The 21289-nt window shown below is 60.5% G+C and carries 19 protein-coding genes; 10 read left to right on the forward strand and 9 right to left on the reverse strand.

Going from position 1 to position 21289, the window contains the following annotated elements:
- On the forward strand, positions 1–1301 hold a 1301-nt coding region (locus KBY58_RS07710; protein WP_255003781.1), incomplete at its 5' end, for a M3 family metallopeptidase.
- Between the two features lie 155 nt (positions 1302–1456).
- Positions 1457–2800: a hypothetical protein gene (locus KBY58_RS07715; protein WP_255003782.1), complete on the forward strand. Its 1344-nt coding sequence runs from the start codon at positions 1457–1459 to the stop codon at positions 2798–2800.
- 1 nt (position 2801) lies between these two features.
- Here KBY58_RS07715 and KBY58_RS07720 read toward each other — a convergent pair whose 3' ends face one another.
- The 5 genes from KBY58_RS07720 to KBY58_RS07740 all read right to left on the reverse strand — a co-directional run bounded on the left by KBY58_RS07720 (position 2802) and on the right by KBY58_RS07740 (position 6390).
- Positions 2802–3797, reverse strand: coding sequence for an alpha/beta hydrolase (locus tag KBY58_RS07720; RefSeq protein WP_255003808.1), 996 nt, complete (start codon positions 3795–3797; stop codon positions 2802–2804).
- Positions 3798–3940: 143 nt separating this feature from the next.
- On the reverse strand, positions 3941–4501 hold the full coding sequence (locus KBY58_RS07725; protein ID WP_255003783.1) for a hypothetical protein: 561 nt from the start codon (positions 4499–4501) through the stop codon (positions 3941–3943).
- Positions 4502–4513: 12 nt separating this feature from the next.
- Positions 4514–5206: a DUF6629 family protein gene (locus KBY58_RS07730; protein WP_255003810.1), complete on the reverse strand. Its 693-nt coding sequence runs from the start codon at positions 5204–5206 to the stop codon at positions 4514–4516.
- A 66-nt stretch (positions 5207–5272) separates the two neighbouring features.
- Positions 5273–5866, reverse strand: coding sequence for an esterase/lipase family protein (locus tag KBY58_RS07735; RefSeq protein WP_255003812.1), 594 nt, complete (start codon positions 5864–5866; stop codon positions 5273–5275).
- An 86-nt stretch (positions 5867–5952) separates the two neighbouring features.
- Positions 5953–6390 carry a 23S rRNA (pseudouridine(1915)-N(3))-methyltransferase RlmH gene (locus KBY58_RS07740; protein ID WP_255003784.1) on the reverse strand — a complete coding sequence of 146 codons (438 nt, stop codon included), beginning with the start codon at positions 6388–6390 and terminating at the stop codon, positions 5953–5955.
- A gap of 54 nt (positions 6391–6444) precedes the next feature.
- Here KBY58_RS07740 and KBY58_RS07745 point away from each other — a divergent pair, with 54 nt between their 5' ends.
- Together KBY58_RS07745 and KBY58_RS07750 are read left to right on the forward strand one after the other, a co-directional pair.
- Positions 6445–7584: a phosphotransferase enzyme family protein gene (locus KBY58_RS07745; protein ID WP_255003785.1), complete on the forward strand. Its 1140-nt coding sequence runs from the start codon at positions 6445–6447 to the stop codon at positions 7582–7584.
- Positions 7581–8183, forward strand: a complete 603-nt coding sequence (locus tag KBY58_RS07750) for a DOMON-like domain-containing protein (protein WP_255003787.1) — start codon at positions 7581–7583, stop codon at positions 8181–8183. Before KBY58_RS07745 ends, KBY58_RS07750 begins: the two co-directional genes overlap by 4 nt.
- Here KBY58_RS07750 and KBY58_RS07755 read toward each other — a convergent pair.
- Genes KBY58_RS07755 through KBY58_RS07770 form a run of 4 tightly spaced genes read right to left on the reverse strand, consistent with a single transcriptional unit; the run spans position 8172 to position 15155 of the window.
- Positions 8172–8555, reverse strand: coding sequence for a dihydroneopterin aldolase (locus KBY58_RS07755; RefSeq protein WP_254933412.1), 384 nt, complete (start codon positions 8553–8555; stop codon positions 8172–8174). The genes KBY58_RS07750 and KBY58_RS07755 overlap by 12 nt on opposite strands.
- A 9-nt stretch (positions 8556–8564) precedes the next feature.
- Positions 8565–9869 carry a glutamate-5-semialdehyde dehydrogenase gene (locus KBY58_RS07760; protein WP_255003814.1) on the reverse strand — a complete coding sequence of 435 codons (1305 nt, stop codon included), beginning with the start codon at positions 9867–9869 and terminating at the stop codon, positions 8565–8567.
- A gap of 22 nt (positions 9870–9891) precedes the next feature.
- Complete coding sequence (locus KBY58_RS07765) at positions 9892–10785, reverse strand: ROK family protein (RefSeq protein ID WP_255003788.1); 894 nt, start codon at positions 10783–10785, stop codon at positions 9892–9894.
- A gap of 56 nt (positions 10786–10841) precedes the next feature.
- On the reverse strand, positions 10842–15155 hold the full coding sequence (locus tag KBY58_RS07770; protein WP_255003789.1) for a translocation/assembly module TamB domain-containing protein: 4314 nt from the start codon (positions 15153–15155) through the stop codon (positions 10842–10844).
- Positions 15156–15234: 79 nt separating this feature from the next.
- Between KBY58_RS07770 and KBY58_RS07775 the strand changes: the two genes are divergently transcribed.
- From KBY58_RS07775 to glgB, 6 genes are all read left to right on the forward strand, one after another.
- Positions 15235–15702 (forward strand): Ycf51 family protein, encoded by a 468-nt coding sequence (locus tag KBY58_RS07775; RefSeq protein WP_255003791.1) that lies wholly within the window; start codon positions 15235–15237, stop codon positions 15700–15702.
- Positions 15703–15711: 9 nt separating this feature from the next.
- Complete coding sequence (locus tag KBY58_RS07780) at positions 15712–16116, forward strand: DUF4332 domain-containing protein (protein ID WP_255003793.1); 405 nt, start codon at positions 15712–15714, stop codon at positions 16114–16116.
- 50 nt (positions 16117–16166) lie between these two features.
- On the forward strand, positions 16167–16451 hold the full coding sequence (locus tag KBY58_RS07785) for a hypothetical protein (protein ID WP_255003796.1): 285 nt from the start codon (positions 16167–16169) through the stop codon (positions 16449–16451).
- An 81-nt stretch (positions 16452–16532) separates the two neighbouring features.
- Positions 16533–18068 (forward strand): CocE/NonD family hydrolase, encoded by a 1536-nt coding sequence (locus tag KBY58_RS07790; protein WP_255003798.1) that lies wholly within the window; start codon positions 16533–16535, stop codon positions 18066–18068.
- Positions 18069–18104: 36 nt separating this feature from the next.
- Positions 18105–18899: a DUF3887 domain-containing protein gene (locus KBY58_RS07795; protein WP_255003799.1), complete on the forward strand. Its 795-nt coding sequence runs from the start codon at positions 18105–18107 to the stop codon at positions 18897–18899.
- A gap of 50 nt (positions 18900–18949) precedes the next feature.
- Complete coding sequence (gene glgB, locus KBY58_RS07800) at positions 18950–21274, forward strand: 1,4-alpha-glucan branching protein GlgB (RefSeq protein WP_255003800.1); 2325 nt, start codon at positions 18950–18952, stop codon at positions 21272–21274.
- The last annotated feature ends 15 nt before the right edge of the window (positions 21275–21289 follow it).

Here is a 21289-nt window from a genome sequence, read left to right on the forward strand (position 1 = left end):
TCCTCGAGCTCAAGCGCCAACAGGCCCTAATACTCGGCTTCGCCAATTGGGCCCAGCTGAGTTTGGTTTCGAAAATGGCCGACTCCGTGGCGAGCGTAGAAAAACTGCTCGAGGAGCTAAGGGCAGCCGCCTACCCCATGGCCCAGGCAGAAATAGAAGAATTACGTGCCTGTGCCGGGCGCCATGGGGCAGGGGAAGCGAAGGATTTTCAGCCGTGGGATGTCAGCTTCTGGGCCGAAAAGGTGCGCCAGGAAAACTTTGATCTAGATAGCGAAGCCCTCAGACCCTATTTCCCCCTGGGGCAAGTGCTGGATGGTCTATTTGGCCTCTGCCAGCGGCTGTTCGCCATTCGCATCGTTGCTGCTCCAGGTGATGCGCCAGCGGATGCGCCCACCTGGCACCAGGATGTCCGCTATTTCCAGGTGCTTGATGAGCAATCCGGCGAAACCATTGCTGCTTTCTACCTAGATCCCTTCAGCCGTCCGGGCAGTAAGCGGGGCGGGGCCTGGATGGATGAATGTCTCGGTCGCTCCGTCAACAGGCAGGGCCAACCGGTGCTTCCGGTGGCTTACCTGATCTGCAACCAAAGCCCGCCGGTGGGTGAGGTGCCAAGCCTGATGACCTTTGAGGAAGTGGAGACCCTCTTCCATGAATTCGGCCATGGCCTCCAGCACATGCTCACCACCGTGGATCGCCCCCAGGCCGCCGGCATCAACAACGTGGAATGGGATGCGGTGGAGCTACCCAGCCAGTTCATGGAGAACTGGTGCTACGAGAGGGGAACCCTGATGGGCATGGCGCGCCACTGGCAGAGCGGGCAGCCCCTGCCGGAGGCCGACTACCAGAAATTGCTGGCAGCACGCACCTTCATGGGAGGCAATGCCACCCTGCGCCAGGTGCACTTTGCACTCACGGACCTGCAGCTTCATGGCAGCTGGAGCCCCGAATGCGGCCAAACACCGGAGCAAATGCGGCGCCACCTGGCAAAAACCACCACGGTGCTGCCCCCCATCCCCGAAGACGCCTTTCTCTGCTCCTTCAGCCACATCTTCGCCGGTGGCTACGCAGCGGGCTACTACTCCTACAAGTGGGCCGAGGTGCTCAGCTCGGATGCCTTCAGCGCCTTTGAGGAGGCTGGTTTAGGGGAGGAAGCTGAAATTGTTGAGCTGGGTAGCCGTTTTCGCGCCACGGTGCTGGCCATGGGGGGGAGCAGCTCCCCAGCCGAAATCTTTGAGGCTTTCCGCGGTCGTCCCCCATCAAGCGCAGCCCTAATCCGCCATTCCGGCCTGGTTCGGCAGTGAATTTGGTGGCCCCCAGGGGTGATCAAGCTGATATTGACCCCCTTGCCATTGATCCAACTTGGCCGTCGCCCGTTCCCCTGCTGGGATTTGAGGCAGCCCTGGAGCAAACGATCTTTCAATCAGGCCTAAGCAGAAAACAGCTCATCGAAAGGCTGTTGGCAGACGTGCAAAAGCCAGCACTGCTGCCCCTGCTGTGGCTACTGCCCAAGCGCTGGAAATTGGCCCCAGCCCAGCTGCCGCCAAGGCTGCAAACCCTGGCGGGCGTCGTGGAGCGGGGCCTCCTAAGCCCCATTGTGCTGGCAGCCCTAGTCGACGACCTCTGCCACCTGCTGCCACCAGCCCCGGTGGGCGGCCAACCGGGGGCGGTTGAACCAGGCATTAGCCAGAAAGAGAGCAAGGCCAAATCGGCCCTTGAATGCTGGTCGCAGGATTCCACCCTGGATGGTCCCCTTCCCCAGGACGAAACAAGCTGGCTGGCCGAAAATTCACAGGATTATGGCCAGATTTCTGAACAAACCCAGCCAACCACTCCGTCTACCCCCAGGCGCAGCCAGCAGCTGAATGGTGGTCTGAACTGGCAAAACATCGGACTGGCAAACGGCCCATCAGCCCCCCAACGGACCAGGAACCGGACCACGGCCCAATTGCTTAATCGCCTCGGCGCAAACCTGATCTCGGGCCCACAGGGCATGGAGATCAGAAAGATGGGGGGAGCCTCAAGCTCCAGGGCCTGGATGGCATCCCTCCAGGCCAATGGCTGGCAAGTGCGCGCCCAACTCAGGGCAAGCGTCGCCAGTTTTGGATTGGGGGCCAGCCTCGAGATTCCCGGTCAAGGCTGGGCCCAGGTGCCACTAGCGCTGCCGATGCGCACGGGCATGCTCTCTAGTTCTGGCACCGAAATTCAAACCCTGCTGCCCCACAGCTGCCTCGAACTGCAATTGGGGCGCGAGCAGACGACAATCACTCTTCAGTACTACCAAGGCACCGAGGGAATGTGCGGCTGGGAGGCGATGAACGATCTAAATCGCCCCTGGCAAAACAACCGCGATAACGGAACTGTGCGTTACATCGGCGAATGCTTTAGGGGCGAAGCATTGCTCGATTTAATGGACCTCTGCGATTGGATTGCCCTAGTACACAATCAAGAGGCAAGCGAGCATCGCCTGAGGATTGGGGGCTACGGCAGCCTGGGATTTTGCATTGATAGCTCAGCCCTGCTACAGCAGGCCAGTACGGGCCAATGCGACCTATACCCAATTCTGCTGACAAGCATATGGCGCCAACGGCTTCAGGAGCGCTCAAATCAATTGGCCAAAGGAATAGGAGAGGAGCTCAGCGATGGCCATATTCGGGCGGCGGCGCGCTACGGCGAAGCCCTGGAGCAACTACCCCTAGATCTCTCTCCCCAAGGTGGTGAGGCCTGCCTCGAGGCAAAACGACGCATGCGGGCCAGCCAGCCCCTTTCAAGTCCCTTTCTATTACTACAGCAGCCCCACTAATTCAGGGGAAAGAACCGGCAGAAGAAGCGGGAACCAAATTACCAGTATCTATAAAACTACCAACAATTGCACCAATCACCTGTTCTCGATTGACCAGGGCAAATGGGCCCGTTGATCCGTTGTGGGACATGCCAGGAATAAGAGATTGCTCAACTAATCCCTGGAGGCAAACCTTATTCCAATTGGATAGGGGTAAAAGGGGCGAACGGCCGGGATAGGCCACCTGACCCAGGGCAGCAACCGGATCACGGGTGCCAACAATCATATGGATCTGATCCACATTATTCAAAATCTGATTACCACTAAAAACCCCACAACAACTAACAATACGGATCGGAGCACGGCAGATACGCCTTAGATAGTCGGCAACGCCCATGGCCATTTCAGCGCCTCCGCTGTAGCCCAATAAAACAATCTCAACGCCAGGAGAATATCCAATTTCTGCCAGCCGCATGGCAATTTTCAAAGAAAGCTCATAGTTGAGGATTGGCCCATAGCGCCGGTCAGAAGAAATCCCCACCTTTATCACATTATTTCCCTGCACTAACACCGCACAAATTAGCTGCACCAACCAATTGCGGTGGTGCTCCTGAAGGGCGAAAACCCTGCGCCAAAACCAGGCACTGCCAGCCTCATCTATCAAGGCCACAGGCATAACCGTATAGGTCTCTAGCCCCCGAAGCAGGCGGGTATCGGCAGGCAGCCTCTGCTCAAGGTCCTGCAGAAAGTCAGAGATTCTGGGTGGGTGTTCGCGCTCGACTTGGTGAATGCCATCAAGATAAATCACGTATCGGCGTGGTTTAACCGAAGGAACATCCAAGCAATCATTCGATGATCCTCCCGCAAAAAGGTCGACGGGCTGGGGCAACCCCTGGAGCCAACCCTCCCAAAATGCAAATTGGGTAAACAGCGAATAAATCCCGGCGGTGGGGATCAGCAGCAACACAAAGGCCAAGGCCAACTGGATTAACAAACCCAAGTCGGCAAGCGACAGCACCGACAACAGGAGGCCGAAACCATGGCTGAATACCAGCACTGCCGTAACCAGGGCAATCACAAGCACGAGGGTTAGGGCCCTCAGTGCCGTCCGCTGGCTCCGCCGCTGGAGCTCCCCAGGCAGACCTTGCAAGGAGGAGACGCTCAAGAATCGAGCTCCGAAGCAAGCTTGCTATAGGACTGCCGCCAACTCTGGCGAAATTCAATCCAAATCAACCAGAGGGCAAGCAGAAAACCCGGGGTCGAAAGTAGTAGGGCTTCGGCATAGGGAAGACCAAAACGGGCATGCAGCAACGTAATCACATTGAGATGCACCATTAACCAAATTGCCAGGGCGATCAAATCCCCCACATAGGGTGCCGCCACAAAAAAATAGAAAAGAACGGGCAGTAAGCAGACAGCGGTGCCGTTGAGAAACACTGAGGGATGGACCGTCTTGGATGCGTAAAGACTCAACAGCAACATGTCGATGAAGCAATTCACCACAAATGCCAGGGAGAGAACTAATCCATCCAACAGCACATGCCAAAGCAACTGCCTGGCGTTGAGCCGATTTGCCAGCAGGGCAAACACATGCGACAAAGACATGGAAAGGCCCACCAGGAGCAGCATGCCCAGGCCCACATCGGCCTGCACAAGCCAGCTACCAAGGTGGGCCAGCAGATTATCTATGGAACCAAAGAGACCAGCCAAAGCTTCCGCCAATGGGGGTATGGCCTAGGCGGTTTTAAGGGTCGGACGGTTGACGATCCAAATCACATAAATGGAGAGAATTGCACAGTAGAAGCACCAAACTGAATTGAAGGTTGCGGCGTAGGTCAACCAGGTCAGGAAGATTGAGACGAAAATCAAGACTCCGAAAAGTTTGACAGCCTTGTCCCTAAGCACCACAAGAGGGAGCACAATGAAGGCCCAGTAGATCATCTCGCCAACGGGCTCAGTTGTCACAAAGTTGTGAATCACACTGTGCAAGCCAGAGATGTCGTAAAGCATCCTGCCAGTGGTCAGGTTTGGCTGTACGAGCGGCGGACTAAAGAGCAATGGCACATAGAAAGCAATGCCCAGCACAGTTGCCACAATGGCAACCCACTTGAGGCGATGACGAAGGGCGCTGGACTCGTGGACCCGCGCTATGGCATAGGCACTCCACGGTATCCATATCATCCAGAAACAATAGGCAAAAAATAGGAATCCCAGGGATGAAATTCGAGTCCAGGGTTCAACGCTGTCGTGTTTAACAAACGTCCAGACAAAGCCCTCAATCAGCTGTTGAATGCCAAAGAACATCGGCACCATCGCCAGGGGCACATAGGACGGTTGATCCGTCTTGCGGGCGATGTGGGTGCTGTAAATACCCAGGGGAATCAGGATCGCCGAAGCAGTAAAACTGGCGGATGCCGAAAAGCACATAAAAAGGATGGACACCTACCCACTCTTTTTAGACAGACCAAACCAAGAATGCCAAGCAAGAAAACATTATTCGTAATGACCTGAAGACCATGGGGCCAGCAGGGCCTGGCCAAGCCTCTCCAGGGCTAGGGGATGCACGATCAACTGCCGGTGAGTCCATACGGGTAGGCGGTATCTCGGGCCCAGGGGTAAAATCGCCCGCCAACCGGGAAACACGGTGATGTCCGTGGCAGAGAAAAAACTCTCGCAGCTGACCCCCCTAAGGGCATCGGGCTGCTGGTTGAGGCGCCGCAACAGGGAACTGCCAACCTTCATATCTGCGATCCCCGGCAGCAACCAGCGCGGCACCAGCTGGGCCGCCAGCGTGCCCTGCTGGGGGCTGCCCACACTCCAAAAACGTCGGGTGCGGCGGTGGCCCCCCAACTCCTGGAGCCAAATGCGGCCAATCACCCCCCCCATCGAAAAGCCAAGCAAATCGATTGGCTGCCCAGGGCCATAACGCGACTGAATCAGGCCATCGAGATCCCGGGCCAGGCTGCCAAGGTCGACAGCACCAAGCCGGTGGGGCAGGTGGGGCACCAACCTTTCCGGCCGGCCAGCACCCAAATGGGCCTCCAGGCGGCGAAACAAATTTGGGGTATCCCAGAGACCGTGGACCATCACCAAAGGGATTGGGCAGTGGTCACCTTGGGTGGCACCTTCCCTGGCCCCCAGCTCCAATTCGCCCTTAAGGTCCAAGCCCAAAATCAAACCTTGTGGTACGGGCCACCCTGCTGGATGGTGATCGCCCTGTAAAGCTGCTCCAGCAACAGCAGGCGCGCGATCTCGTGGGGGAAGGTCATGGGCGACAGGCTCCAACTGTGGTGGGCACGGGCCCTCAGATCGGGGGCAATACCTTCAGCACCGCCGATCACCAGGGCCAAACGCTCGGAGGCAAGGCTTTCCAGCTCCTGGGAGAAGCTCACTGAATTGGCGAGGGTGCCCTCCTCCGTAAGCACTACAAGCCGTTCCTCTGGCTTAAGCAGGGCAGAAATCGCCGCAGCTTCCCTGGCCGGAGAGGAATCCTTCACCTCCACCACCTGCAGGCCAGGAAGACGCTTCAGGTAGACATCGGCCCCCTCCTGCAACCAACGCTTGCGCACCTTGCCAACGGCAATCAAGCGGACCCGGGAAGGATTGAGCACAGCAACAGGCGAAAGGGAACGTGCAAAACTCGTAAATCAATAGCAGCCAGGTCGTTGGTAAGCCCTTCAGCCACGCTCCTGGAGGCCCTATCCCCGATTGCCAGCCGTTTCGCCCTGCCGGCCCCGGTTGTGGAGATTTCCCCCCTGGGCAGGGGCAACGTAAACGACACCTATTTAGTTGTCACCGCTGGCAAGGAAGCCCAGCGCTTCGTCTTGCAGAAGATCAACCAGCGGGTATTCCCCAGGTGTGACCTGGTGATGCAGAACATCCAGCAGCTGGTGGAGCACGGTGAACTGCTGGCCAAAAGCCCCAATTCCTGGCTCCATGGCGAGCGCTGGCAAGTGCCCAGGACCGTTGCCGTGCCAGAAAACGGCCAAACCTGGCTGGAGGTCGAAGGCGAAACCTGGCGCCTGCTGACCTTTGTGGAGAAGGCCCACTCCCTCGAAATCCTGAGCACCCCAGTCCAGGCCCGCGAAATTGGCCGAGGCCTAGGCCTCTTCCATCGTCTAGTAAGTGGCATGCCGGCCGCGGAGCTCCACGACACCTTGCCCGGCTTTCACATAACTCCGCTCTATCTGCAGAACTTCAAGTCAAGCCTGGCCCAGGCCCGCAGCTCCCAGGCCCTCCAGGCAAATCAGGAACTGGAAGCCTGCCTGGCCTTTGTGGCCGAGCGAGAGCAGCTGGCTCCGGTGCTGGAAGCGGCTAGGGAGCGGGGCGAATTAAGGCAACGGCCCATCCACGGCGATCCCAAGATCAACAACGTGATGCTGTGCAGCGAATCGGGTTGCGCCATTGCCCTGGTGGATCTCGACACGGTGAAACCGGGGCTGTTGCACTACGACATTGGCGATTGCTGCCGCTCTGCCTGTAATCCGCTTGGTGAGGAGACCCGAGATTTTTCGTCTGTGGTATTCGATCTAGAGCGCTGCGAAGCAATCCTGGAGGGCTATTGCGGCGCCGTTGGAGATACCCTTTCAGCGCAGGATTTCAACTACATCTACACGGCGATTCGCCTGATCAGCTTCGAACTGGGGCTGAGATTTCTAACTGACCACCTGGCCGGCAACACCTATTTCAAGGTTAGCCGCCCCGGCCACAACCTAGATCGTGCAAGGGTTCAATTCCAACTGACCAAGAGCATAGAAAGCCAGCAAATTCAAATTGAAGCCATTATCGAGAAGCTCCGTAGATGAATGAAATAGTGGCCAAGCAATCATTTCAGCTGAAGCCTTTTATCGGTGACAACCAACCAGCAGGGTCCCCAGGTAAACCTGAGATCGCAATTAGCGGCTGGGCAGAGCGCTCTACAGGCCAAAATTTGCTGCGGATCCACTACAGACTTGAGGGAGATTTACAAAAGATCTTAATCCCAGATAGAGTTCAAAAAGCGAGCCGCTGTGACAACCTCTGGCAGAACACCTGTTTCGAATGGTTTGGCGCTGTAGCGGGCCAGGCTCCCTACTGGGAATGCAACCTCTCCCCCAGTGGCGATTGGAATCTCTATCGGCTTGCGGATTACAGACAAGCATTAGAGGTGGACCAGAGTGCAGAAAATCTTGGCTTTGCGGTGGCCCGGCAGGAAAACATTCTTAGCCTCGATCTGAGTTGCCCATTGCCACCCGCCCTTGGCCATGCCCAAACCCTGGAGCTGGGAATCTGCGCCGTGATCAAATCCCGCCGAAGCGCCAAAATTCCCCAAAATTCAATTATTGATCTCAGCTACTGGGCCCTAGCCCACCCAGGAGAAGAAGCCGATTTCCATAACCGCCAGGGCTGGACCCTAAGCCTGTAGGGGCCAGCGGCGGCAGCGCTGGATTGCAACTATGCCATCAAAGCCAGCAATGGGAGCCGCACACTTGCGCAATTCCAATTGTATTGCCACCGGACCATACAACTGCTCAATCGCCATCAGAATTTGTTCGCTGTAGTGCTCAATGGTGCGACAGACCATACTGCTGGCCTGCCTTTGGAGAAGCTGAACCACCTGGCTGTAATCGAGGCAAGAAGCCAGATCGTCGGAGCTGGCGGCGGCGGCCAAGCCAGCAGCGTCTAGGCCCAGTTGCAGATCCAGCTCAAACCACTGGCCACAGATGCGCTCACTTTCCAGCACTCCCACATGGGCCCAGAGCCTTAGGCCACGCACCACAATCGAAGCCCTATCCATGCTTTAGACCTACAGAGGCAGGCTGCGATGGCTGAAGCAACGGGCACCGGAGGCGTAATCGCCGGCCACATGGCCGTCGCCCCGCAGTCGGTAGCGATAGGTCACCAGACCCTCCAAGCCCACCGGGCCCCTGGGCGGCAGGGTTTGGGTGCTGATGCCCACCTCAGCACCAAAGCCGTAGCGGAAACCATCGGCAAAGCGGGTGGAGCAATTCAGATAGACCCCGGCACTATCAACCGCCGCCAAGAAGCGATCAGCCGTTGCCTGGTCGGTTGTGCAAATGGCGTCGGTGTGGCGCGAACCATGGCTGCGGATGTGCCCTAGGGCCCCTTCAAGATCAGCAATTACCTTCACCGCCAGGATCAAATCGGAATACTCCGTGCCCCAATCTGCCTCGGTGGCTCGATTTTCCACACCGAGGGCCTGGGCTGCTGGGTCGCCCCGCAGCTCCACCCCGGCCTGGCCAAAGGCCGGAATCGCCAGGGCAAGGAAATCGGCGGCGATCGCCTGGTGAACCAGCAGGGTTTCGATGGCATTACAGGCAGCTGGGTACTGGATTTTTGAATCCAACGCCACCGCTAGGGCCTGGGGCAGATCCGCCGCCTGATCCACATATAAATGGCATATCCCATCGGCATGGCCAAGCACCGGGATGCGGGTGTTGTCCTGGATGAAGCGCACCAGCTCATTGGAGCCGCGGGGAATGATCAGATCGACCAGCCCATCAAGCTTCAATAAACCCAAGCTTTCCTCACGGCTGGTAAGGAGTTCGAGGCAACCCGCAGAAACCACACTGGCGGCAAGGCCCCCACGCAGGGCCTCCAGGATTGCGGCACAGCTGGCGGAGGCCTCGCGCCCCCCCTTGAGCAGGGCGCCATTGCCCGAGCGAATTGCCAGAGAGGCAATCTGCATCACCGCATCGGGGCGCGCTTCGAAGATCACCCCCACCACCCCCAGGGGAACGGTGATCCGCTCCAGGGTCAGGCCCTGGTCGAGTTCGGTGTGGAGTTGGCGGCGACCCAGGGGATCTGCCAGGGCGGCCACCTGGCGCACGCCGGCGATGGCAGCGTCGAGTTTGGCCGCATCCAACTTCAGGCGGGCCACCAGTGCCGGGGTCAAACCTTCCAGGGCCGCTGCGTCGAGGTCCGCCCGGTTGGCCTCGAGGATCGATTCCCGCGCGGCCTCCAGGGCATCGGCCATAGCCACCACGGCCAACTGCCTCTGCGCATCGGTGCTTTGGCCCAGGGCCATGGCGGCGCGGCGGACCACTGCGGCCCGCTGGATCAAATCAGAACTCGGATCGGGAACGGCCATGGCCAGGAGCTTTAGCCCCCCATCATCTCCAGCCAAGGGCCAACCTGGCTGCACCAAGCCGGCCGGCCCCATTGCCGAGGGCGCAGGGCTGAATCTCCAGCCCCTCCCGACTAACCGCCTGCACCCGCTCCTGCACCTGGGCCCAGACGGCCGGCAGGAAGTAGGGGCTGGCCGCGCCTAAGCCACCGCCAATCAGAACGCGCTCCGGGGTGAATTGATAGACAAGCGAACTAATGCCCACCCCCAGCAAGCGGCCGTACTCAGCCCAGATCGCCAGGGATTCCGGCTCGCCAGCTGACGCTCGCTGGACCAACTCAGCTGGATCTAGGGGGCTCAAACGGCGCAGGCCGGCCGCACTGCAGTACTGCTCAAGGGAGCCCCGATTGCCGCTGTGGCAAACAGGACCCTCAGCATTAATTGAGATAAGGCCGGGTTCTGGCGCCGCACCGCCGCGCCCCGTAAACAACTTGCCATCGAGATAAACAGCCCCCCCCACTCCGGTGCCGAGGGTCAACAGCAACACATCACTGCAGCCCTGGGCCGCCCCAAGCCAATGCTCACCCACCAGGGCGCAGTTGGCATCGTTGGCCAGGGTGATCTGCCGTTCCAGCATCGGCTCCAGCCAATCGGCCAGGGGCACATCTATCCACCCGGGCAAATTGATCGCCACCCGAGCCACCCGGCCGCTGCGGTCCGCCGGACCGGGATGGCCGATCCCCACCCGCGGGGCAAGGCGCTCCGGATCCAATTGTTGAATAGCCTCGGCAATCGCAACCGAAACTGCTCCAGGCATGGCCGGTTGGGGAGTGGGCAGCTCCAAACCAGCCAGCAGCTCGCCTGCACCGTTGAAGCGGCCCAATTTGATGGCGGTGCCGCCCAGGTCCACACCGATAACTTGTTCGATCGAACTGGGCATTACAAAGGCAGGGTGAATAGGGGCTAGGGGATCGCTAATAGGGGCCTTGATGGGAATCAAAAGCGCAGAAACAATTGCAACTGGCCGCCGACAGCACCCTGGCTGTCAACAGTCCCCTGCAGATTGATCAAATCAGATGCCCTGTAGTTGAGGTTGAGCTGGGGAGGCACATCGGATCGATTCGGAGCCGCCAAAATTGATGTATTGAAGCGTTGGGTGATATCAAGACCAATTTCCGAACCCAGCACCAGTTGCGGTGGCACCTGGCCGGAGCGCTGGCTGGTGGTGCCGTTTACGTAGGTATTCACAAAAATGGGATAGAGCGCAAAGCTGACCCGCTGGCCAAGGGCATCACTCAATCCGCCCAGCACCGGTGAAAGCAGGGTCTGGCCGAGGGCCGTGGCCAGGGCCGCACCGGCCTGGCCAGCCGCCAATCCGGCAAGGGTGTTGCCGCCAATCAGCGCCAGGAGCCGGTCCTCAGGCAGGGGAGGGGAACTGCGCAGTTTCAGGTTGCGGGCAAGCTGGTCGGCCGGGCCGCTGACACTTAAATAGACCTTGACCAAATTCAACTGGTTCAACGAACTCAAGCTGCCCTGGTTGGAATAGTTTTCGAGGGAGGGGCCCAGGGGGGTCCCGAGGCTGTTGCCGGGCAGATTGAGGCTGTCGGATATGCGCGTTTGCAGGGCGATGTCGATGTAGGGGATCAACCCCATGGAGGGGGTAAAGACAGCGACGTTTGGATTGGCTTGATCCAGGCTAAAGCTGGTGGTAAAGAGGCTTAAGCGGCCCTTCTGCAGCCGCACCACCCCGGAAAGCGAAAGGCTGGGGTCCAGGCGCCCATTCAGTCGGAGCGAGCCGGCCGTACCAAAACTCGCCACATTCGGCACCCCAACCATCAGATCGGGGCCAAGCTTGAGCCGCAGGTTGTTGAAACCCAAAGCCGAAAAGCGCGGCATCGCCTCCCGCACGGAGGCACTGGATGCACTTTCAAGTTCTGGCCCCAGTAGCACCAGAGGTTTCTGGAAATTCCAGCGCTGTTCCAGCAACTCGTTCACTGAGCTGCTGGGGCGGCCACCGCCAGCGGGCACCATTTCGCCAGGCGCCACGTTGATGCTGCCCTTGGAAATCGCCAGGTCGCCGGCCATCTGCATCGAAGTCAGGCCACCGTCGATCTGGAGTTCACCATTGGCCAGGGCCTTGATCCGGGGGAGGGAAAAGGGCACTGCCTTGATGCCTATTACCAATCCCCGCTTGGCTGGATTGGGAATGCCCGGATTGGAATTACCAGGATTTGAATTTGGCAGTGGTTTCAACAGCCCCAGGATTCCCTTGCCCTCAATGCGGCCGGCGGCGCCGACCTTGGCAGAAAGTTCCTGCACCACCACCTGCTGAAAATCAAACAAGGCCAGGAGCTGGACCGATGCCAATTTCTGGCCAATAAATCCCAATTCGGCATCCCTCACCCTCAAGAAGCCATTTGCAATCGGATCTGCAACGCTGCCGCGCACCAACAGCTGTAGATCCGCCCGGCCCCGTTGCCAATCCACGGCCGGTTCCGCTAGCCGGGTCAAGAAGCGCAGGCCATCATCCCGACTGGCTAGGCGCAACTCCAGGCCCTGGGCCTGGGCATCGAGTGGCACTTTCCCAGCCAGCTCGAGGGAATTCTGGGCCCCCGCACCCTGCAGGGCCAGGTCAAGCACCAGGTTGTCTGTCTCCAGGGCAATACGACCGCGCTTGAGCTCGAGGGCGGTGTCCTGCAGGGCCGCACCACTGAGCCCCAGGTCCAGGCTGAATTGGGGACGCTTGCCCCCGAGGCGAAACCGTCCCTGGGCCAGCAGGGAGCCCCGTAGCTGCTGGGGCACTGGGGTCAGCAGCGCCAAAAGCGAGAGGGGCAAATTGGCCACACTGAAACTGCCGTCGCCGCTAAAAAGTGGCCCCTGGAGGGTGATTTGCACAGGCTCCAGGCCGAGGGCCCTGTCCTGGTCGTTGTCCGCCTGCCAGAGGTGGGCCTTGACCGTCAAGCCCAGCTTGGCGGCGGCAATGCTGGATCCCCCAAGGCTGAGATCGGCGTCGACTAGAGCCCGTAAGCGCTCGATTTTTTCAAGGGAGGTGCTGTTGGCCTGGCGATCGGCTCGAGCTGCCGCAAGATGTTCCTGGGCAGCTAGCAAGGCGGCCAGTTGCTGCTGCAGCGATTGGCCCAGGCTGTCGATGGCAAGCAGGCCCAGGTCCTGGGCTTTGCCCTGGCGGGCCAGGCCAGCGCCCCGCCACTGGGGGGCTGCGGCCACCAGCTGCCTTAAAAATTTGTCGGAAAGCTGGCGAGCCTGGAAATTGGCCCTAAATAGGCCCTGCCAGCGGCCGCCCCAGTCGAAGTCAAGTTGGCCTCCCCCGAGGGGCAACAGGGAACCCTTGGCAGAAAATTGGCGGTTGCGATAGGAACCCTCGACCGTGGCTGAACGGGCCCAGACCCCCAAAAAGACCGGCCGATCAAGCGCTGCCCTGACCCCAAAACCCAAGGGCTGAAGGGTTAGGTCACCCTGGCCGCTGAGGCCCCCCGACAGGGGTTGAAGGCGCCGACTTGGCCCCAGGGCCAACTGGACCCCATCTAGGGGGAGGTTTTGGGCCTGCCAGCGGTATAGGCGGGGCGTGCCCTGCAGCACCAGGCTGCCGCCTTGGCGCTGCAACCGCAGCTGAATTGGCACCCAACTGCGGTTGAAATCGGCCGTCAAAAGGCCTGGGCTGCCTGGGGTTTGGGGGCGTAACTCCAGGCGCCCCCCACCAGCGGCATTACCCAGCCAACTGCCGGCCCAGGCCTCCCTTGAGCCGAGGGGGCCCGCGCCGGGTTGGTCAAGTTGTAATTGCAGGTTGGGGGTGATGGCCCCCAGTCGACCAACCAGCTGGCCCTGGCCAGACACCACCCCCTGCAGTGGTGCGCCCACCAGGCCGCCTAGGCGGGCCAGGGGCATGGGGGCAAGGGCGAGATCCAGCTGGAGTTCGCCGCTGCCCAGGCCGCCCCTAGGGCCAAGGGCAACGGGCAGGCGGCCGGAGGCCTGCAGATAGCTACTGCGGAAGTGTTGAAGCCTTAGGAGCGAGTTTTGCCAAGCCAAAGCTGCCTGCCAGGGGCCCACCAGGGGATTTGTCGCCTGACGCGCCTGGACCTCTAGCTGGCTCTGATTACGGGCCAGGCCCAATTGGAGGTTGCCCTGGATCGGCTGGCGCCCTAGCCAGCTCTGCTGGGCTGTTCCCTGCTGGAGGTCATGGGGCCTGAGCTGCCAGTTGGCCTGGGCCTTCAGCGGGGGCAGGCCCTTGGCGAAGGGCCCCAGGGTTGCTTTGCCCTTTAGCCAGGAACCCTGTCGCTGAAGCAGCAGCCTGTCGAAAACCACAGAACCCCTTGGGCCCCTGCCACTCCAATGGCCGCGCCCTTGGAAATTGCCCTGGAGCTTGCCCCACTGCCAGAGCAGGGGCTTGAGCGCAAAACTGTTGCCCTGGCAGCGCAGCTCAAGGCGGGAAATCCGCAATGGCCCTGCCGGAGCCGCCTGATGCCAGGCCAAATCCCTTGCCAGCAGTTTTCCCCCACAGCTGGGCTGCTGGTGCTGCCAGCCCCACTTCAGCAAGCCAGCCACGGAACCCTTGAGCTGGACGGGAAGTCCTAGGGCCGGTGCCAGAGCACCAAGGTCCAGGAACTTAGATCCCAGATGGCCGTACCAGCGGCGGTCGCCCCAATTGCCCCCAAGCCCAATCTGCAGGGATCCGGCCGGGTTAATCGGTCCCCGCCCAGCCGGGGAGCTGGGACGCACCGTTGCCTTCAGGTCCAATTGATGCAGGTGCGGCTGAATCGCAAATCTGCCGGTCAGCAAAAGGGGCTGCTTGCCCTTGCCAATCCGCACTTCGGCGGCATCGCGCAGCCGGAAGCGAAGATCCAGGCGTGGAGCTTTCTGACCAACGGCAGGAGGCCCCAAGACCCAATACTGGCCCTGGCGATTGGGCCTGAGCTCGGCCCGCACCCCCTCCAGGCCGATCTGAACAACCGGTGTTGAGCTGATCAAGCTGGCCCCCAGGTCCAGGCTGACGGAGCCGCCCGTTGAGGACAGCTGGGATTGATCCGCAGGGCCTGGCCCCAGGCGAGTGGGACCCACCCGCACCCCGCCCCAACCGAGGCCCTGGTAGGCGCCGAGGCTGAATGGATGGCCCATCACCCGGGCCACCTGGCTCTCCAGCACCGGATTCCAGCGGGCAAAAAATTGCCTGAGGGCCTGGTCCACCAGCCAATGGGAGGTCCAAAGGGATCCCCCTGCAACCACAGCCACCAGGGCCGTGACCCGAAGGGCCAGGGCGGAGGGCCTGCGGCTGGGTTGGAAGCCTTGCTCAGGCACCTAAGCCATCCCCCGGGGCCTTGCTTGCCTTGTTTGAGCGCAATATAGGGGCGTTGTCGAGAGCAAATCTCCCGTGGGCATGGCCGCCGATCCGATCCTGTTCGTGGCAGGCCAGTGGCTGGGGGCAGCGAGCGGGGCCCTGGCGGTTGTCACCATCACGGCCTACCTGGCCCGCTGGGGCATTCGCTTCCGGTTGGTGGGGGTAACCAGCTTCACGGCCCTACTTTCCCTTTCCTGCCTGGCATTTGCGATCAGCTACACCCCCCGGGTCAGCCTGGAGGGGGCAGTAAGTGTGCCGTTGGTTTTCGATAACGGCAGCGACCTGGTAATCGCTGCGGCTCCAGCTGATTTGCCCCCCGCCAGCTACGAGCCCACCGTGCAGCAGGTGGCCCAAAATCTGCGCAGCAGCGGCCGCAGTTCCCCTGATGGCCTGGTCCATGTCCGCCTGCGCCGGGTGGAAACCGTCGGCCCTGGCATTAGCAAACCAGTGGTGCTGGCCGAGGTGACCCGTGATCTGGCCAGCGGCAGCGTCACCCCGGGCCGGTGATCTAGGCAGATGGCCCTAAAGCTTCCGGCCCATTTCTCAAGAGAGCTGAAACAGCTTGACCAGGCAAATTTAGCCAGCTGGCCCCAACTCGCCGCAATCAACGACGCCGATCTACGGCGCCTAGGCCGGCAGGGGGGAGCCAGTGAGGCAAGGCTGATCAAGCTGCGCGGCCAGGCCCGCCTGATCGTGGAGGTGGGCCTTGAGCCAGAGGAAGCCGCCCTACTGCTCTACGCAGGTGTGGCCACCAGCCAGGGGCTGGCCGAGGCCGATGCCCACCAGTTGCTTGTCCAAATGGGGCGCCTGCAACGCAGCCTCACGGGGATGGCGGCACCGTTGCTGGATCTGACAACCCTGCGGAGCTGGATCCTTAGGGCCAAGAAGAGAAAACCCAGGATGCAAACTGACCACAGCTGATCGCCGGGGGATCATGGCGCTCCTTAGGTATATGCATGCGGGTTAAAACCATGCAACTCAAATCGCTTGCCAGGGGATGGGCCTTCCTGGCCGCCCTAAGCCTGGGAGCTACTAACCCGGCCTGGGCCCAATCCCAGCTACTTGAAAAAGTTAAGCAAAATCCAGCTGAAGCAAAGCAAATCTGCTCAGAACTGCGCCAGCTCAACAGCTCGGGGATCAGCTCAACCTCCCCCCAGGCCATCAAGGTAATCGCCAAGCAAAACAACCTTTCACCCATGGATGCTGAGGTTCTCAGCACCTACGTGATCGGGCTCCACTGCCCTGATGTGCGCTGAGTGGGTGGAGATGGCGTCACCGGCCAAGACGTCAGAGGCCAAGGCGTCATAGGGCCTTGCGTCACCTGGCAAGACGTCTCGATGGCCTGCACCGATGGCATCCAGCTAGTCAGCCGGCTCTGGAGCCCCCCTGGCAAAGGCCCCTGGCCCGCCCTGTTAATGCGTCAGCCCTACGCCAGGGCCATCGCCTCCAGCGTCACCTATGCCCATCCGGCCTGGTACGCCCAGCACGGTTTTCTGGTAGTGGTCCAGGACGTGCGGGGCCGGGGAGATTCCGGAGGAGATTTTCAAGGATTCACCCAGGAGGCCCGAGATGGCGCCGACACCATCAGCTGGCTTCGCCAACTGCCCCAATGCAATGGACGAGTTGGCAGCTACGGCTTCTCTTACCAGGGCCTAACCCAGCTACTCAACGACAGCAGCAGCTCAGATGCAGCTTCCCTGCCCAACTGCCTGGCCCCGGCCATGGCGGGCCTTGATGAGCGGCTGCATTGGGCCAGTGAGGGCGGAGCCCACTGGTGGGCCCTGGGGCTGGGCTGGGGCCTACAGCTGGCGGCCCAACGCTGCCAAAGGGATTCAGACCTGGAAGGTTGGCAAAAAATTCGGACAAGCCTCGAAGACGGCAGCTTCCTAAACGAAGGCCTCCAGCTCCTGGAGAGCTACGACCCCTCGGGCATGGCCCTGGCCTGGTTGCGGCAAGACCCCCGAAAGGCCCAGGGCTGGGTGCGCCACCAACCGCCAGAAGCCCTGCTGAGGAAACCGATGCTGCTCATTGGCGGCTGGCATGACCCCCATCTGCGCGGGGTGTTGGATCTATGGGAACGAAGCCGAAGGGCGGGGGGAGATCCCCAGCTGCGCATAGGGGCCTGGGGCCACCTGCATTGGCCTGGTGGGGCCGATGCCATGCAACTGGCCTTTTTTCAGCACCATCTCCAGGACAAAGCCCTACCCCAAAACCACCAGGAGCAATTGGCCTACCAGGCCAGAGTTCATGGCCCCTGGGGCCCAGGGCCCAAGCAGGAGGCGCCGATCTACTGGGAACTCCATCCTGAAAATGCATCTGCCCAGGATCCGGACCAGGATTGGAGCCAGTATTTGGTGCATGACCCCTGGCGGCCGGTGCCGGGGCGCGGCGGCCACCTCGGCCTCGATGCTGGGCCCTGTGATCGGGCCGATCTCGATGCCCGCAACGACGTGGTCTGCTTCAGCAGTGCGCCGCTGGAGCAGCCGTTCACCCTGCTGGGCAGGCCCAGGCTGGAGCTGGCAATTTCCGCCGATCAACCGGGCTTTGATCTTTGCGCCTGCCTCTCGGTGCTGCACACCAATGGCTCGGTGCGCCAGCTCTGTACTGGTGTGGCCCGCTTCCTAGGTGAGCACTGCATGGAAAAAAGAATTCGCCAGCTGGAGTTCCAACCCCTGATGGTCCAGCTCGAGCCAGGAGAGCGCCTGCGCCTATCGCTGGCCGCCAGTGCCTGGCCCCAGATCGCCCTAAATCCTGGCGATGGCACCATGCCGATGGGAGGCAACAGCGCCAACCATCGCGTGATCAGCCTGGAACTCGGCAAACCAAGCCTTGGCGTTTATCCCCTGCTTGGCGAGCAACCCGGCGTCAATTAGGGCAAACTGTGGCCGCGAATGATTTTTAGGGCCCCGATGCAGCGCTTTTTTGATTCTCTCAGCAAAACGCTGCTAGCCAGCGCCCTAGTGGGAGGGGGCTTAATCGCGGGTCCGATACTGCCAAATCGCCCTGCTTTTGCCCAGACACCCAGCGTTATCGACGCTGCTGCCCTCACACCAGTTAGTGAAACCCCCCTGAGTGTGGAGCAGGCCAGGGCCGCCGCCAATACGGTTCTAGATGCGGTCAAGCGTCGCGATGGCAATGCCCGCTACAACCAATTCGCCGACGAACTCAAGGCCGTAACCAGTCCGTCAATGGTGCAACGCACCATGAAAAGCTGGCCCAAGCTGTTGAGCTGGAAAGTCCTGGGGGTGAGCCGCGGCAGCAGGAGCACCACCGTGGAGACGGCCCTGACCACCTCGGCCGGCATTCGAAACGTATTTATCGTTTTTAACAGCAAGGCCAAATTGATTGGCTATCACATTGACCGTTCCGATCTCTCCGACTCAAAAGTAGCTATTCAGTTCGTCCAGACCCTGGCCGATGGCCAATACATCAGTGCGCGTGGTTTCCTGAGCCTGGATCTGCAAAAAGATGTCAGTGCAGCGGCCCTGCAACAGAAATGGCAAGAGCTGCAGCAACTCACCGGCAATTTTGTTCGCGTCAAAAGGGCCGTTGAGGCCAGCAGCAACAGCACGGGCAAATTGGTGCTGGTTTTAACAGAGTTCAATCGCCTCACCGACACCCTGTTTGTGGTGATGGGACCCAACAACCAAATCACCGGGATCGACTTCCCCATCGATCCGCTCAAGCCTGAGCCCGTGCGCTGAGGCGAAGAGATCCTGGCGGCGCCTAAGCTCGCGGCTCACGCGGCTGGACGATGGGCTTGCTCAACCTCGAATGGATGGTGCAAGACGGCCAGCGCCTTGCTGAATGCCGCCACGATCACCCATTTGCGGTGCTCGGCCCCCAGCCCCTCGATAGCGGCGGCTGGGTAGTGAGGGTGTGGATGCCCGAGGCGGAAAGGGTTGAGTTGATCGCCGGGGGGCAAAGCCAGACCCTGGAGTGCCCCAACCATCCCTGGGTATTCGAGACCAAATTTGAGCAGAAGCCAAGCAGCGGCTATCAACTAAAGGTTTTGCGGGCTGGCATTGAGCACATCCAGCACGACCCCTGGGCATTCCGCGAGGAATGGATGGGTGAGCTGGATCAACTGCTCTTTGCCGAGGGCAACCACCACCACATCTGGCAGCGCATGGGCGCCCACCTGGTGGAACGCGATGGCATTGCCGGGGTGATGTTCTGCCTGTGGGCACCAAATGCCCTCAGCGTGGCTGTTCTGGGGGATTTCAACGGCTGGGATGGCCGCCACCACCCAATGCAGTCAAGGCTGGGCGGCGGCTGGGAGTTGTTTATCCCTGGCCTGGAAGCCGGCCAGATCTACAAATATGAAGTGCGGGCCCAAAACGGGCATTGCTATCAAAAATCCGATCCCTATGGCTTCCGGCACCAGGTAAGGCCCGACAACGGCTCCGTAGTGGCCCCCCTGGCTGGTTACACCTGGGCAGACAACGAATGGATTGCCGAGCGTGACAGCCGCAACCCCCTCGATCAGCCCGTTTCGGTCTACGAGATGCACCTAGGCAGCTGGATGCACGCCAGCGCCGACCAGCCCTACATCGAGGCCGATGGCACGGCCCGGCCCCCCGTGGCTGCCGCCGATCTCAAACCCGGTGCCCGCCTGCTCACCTACCCCGAACTGGCCGACCAGGTAATCCCCTACGTGAAGGCCAGGGGTTTCACCCACATAGAATTGATGCCGATCTCAGAGCATCCCTTCGATGGCTCCTGGGGGTATCAGGTAACGGGCTGGTATGCCCCCACCAGCCGGTTCGGCAGCCCCGATGAATTCCGGGCCTTTGTGGATCGCTGCCACGCCGAGGGCATTGGCGTGATCCTCGACTGGGTGCCAGGCCACTTCCCTAAGGACGCCCACGGCCTGGCCTTCTTCGATGGGGCCCATCTCTACGAGCACGCCGACCCCCGCATTGGCGAGCACAAGGAATGGGGCACCCTTATTTTCAATTACAGCCGCAATGAAGTTCGCAACTTCCTGGTAGCCAACCTGATCTATTGGTTTGAACAATTCCACATCGATGGAATTCGGGTGGATGCGGTGGCTTCGATGCTCTATCGCGACTACCTGCGCCCCGATGGGGAGTGGCTAGCCAATGAGCACGGTGGCCGGGAAAACACCGAGGCCGTGCAGTTCCTCCAGCAGGCCAACCATGTGCTGTTTGAACACTTCCCTGGAGCCCTTTCCATTGCCGAGGAATCCACCACCTGGCCGATGGTGACCCAGCCCACAAATATCGGAGGCCTGGGCTTCAATCTGAAGTGGAACATGGGCTGGATGCACGACATGCTCGATTATTTCGAGCTGGATCCCTGGTTCCGCCAGTTCCATCAGAACAATGTGACGTTCTCGATCTGGTACGCCTTCACCGAGAACTTCATGCTCGCCCTCAGCCACGACGAAGTGGTGCATGGCAAGAGCCATTTACTCCACAAAATGCCAGGCGACGACTGGCAAAAGTTTGCAAACGTGCGGGCCCTGCTGGCCTACATGTGGACCCACCCCGGCAAGAAGACGATCTTCATGGGGATGGAGTTTGGCCAACGTTCCGAATGGAACGTGTGGGGAGATCTGCAGTGGGAACTGCTCCAACACAGCGCCCACCAGGGCCTCCAACTGCTGGTGGACGATCTCAACGTCTTCTACAAATCGGAGCGGGCCCTCTGGGGCGACGACTTCAGCGAATTCGGCTTCCAGTGGATCGATTGCAACGACAACCGGCACTCAATCATTAGCTTCATGCGCCGCGAAAGCGCCACGGGTCGCTGGCTGGTGGTGGTGGCCAACTTCACCCCCCAGAGCCATTCCCATTACCGGGTTGGCGTGCCCATGGACGGCTTTTACGAGGAGGTGTTCAACACCGATGCCGAGCGTTACGGCGGCAGCAACCTCGGCAACCTCGGCGGCAAGTTCACCGATGAATGGGGCATGCACAGCTATGAGCAGTCCCTCGATCTGTGTCTACCCCCTCTGTCGGTGCTGGTCTTCAGGCGCGATGAAAAACGCAGCCAGCTCGCCATTGCCGACAGCTGTGAAGAAGCCCCCACCAGCGGGGCACTGCTCGGGTAAGTTCGCCCCTGGCCT

Source organism: Cyanobium sp. HWJ4-Hawea, assembly GCF_024345815.1.
Taxonomy (GTDB): domain Bacteria; phylum Cyanobacteriota; class Cyanobacteriia; order PCC-6307; family Cyanobiaceae; genus Cyanobium_A.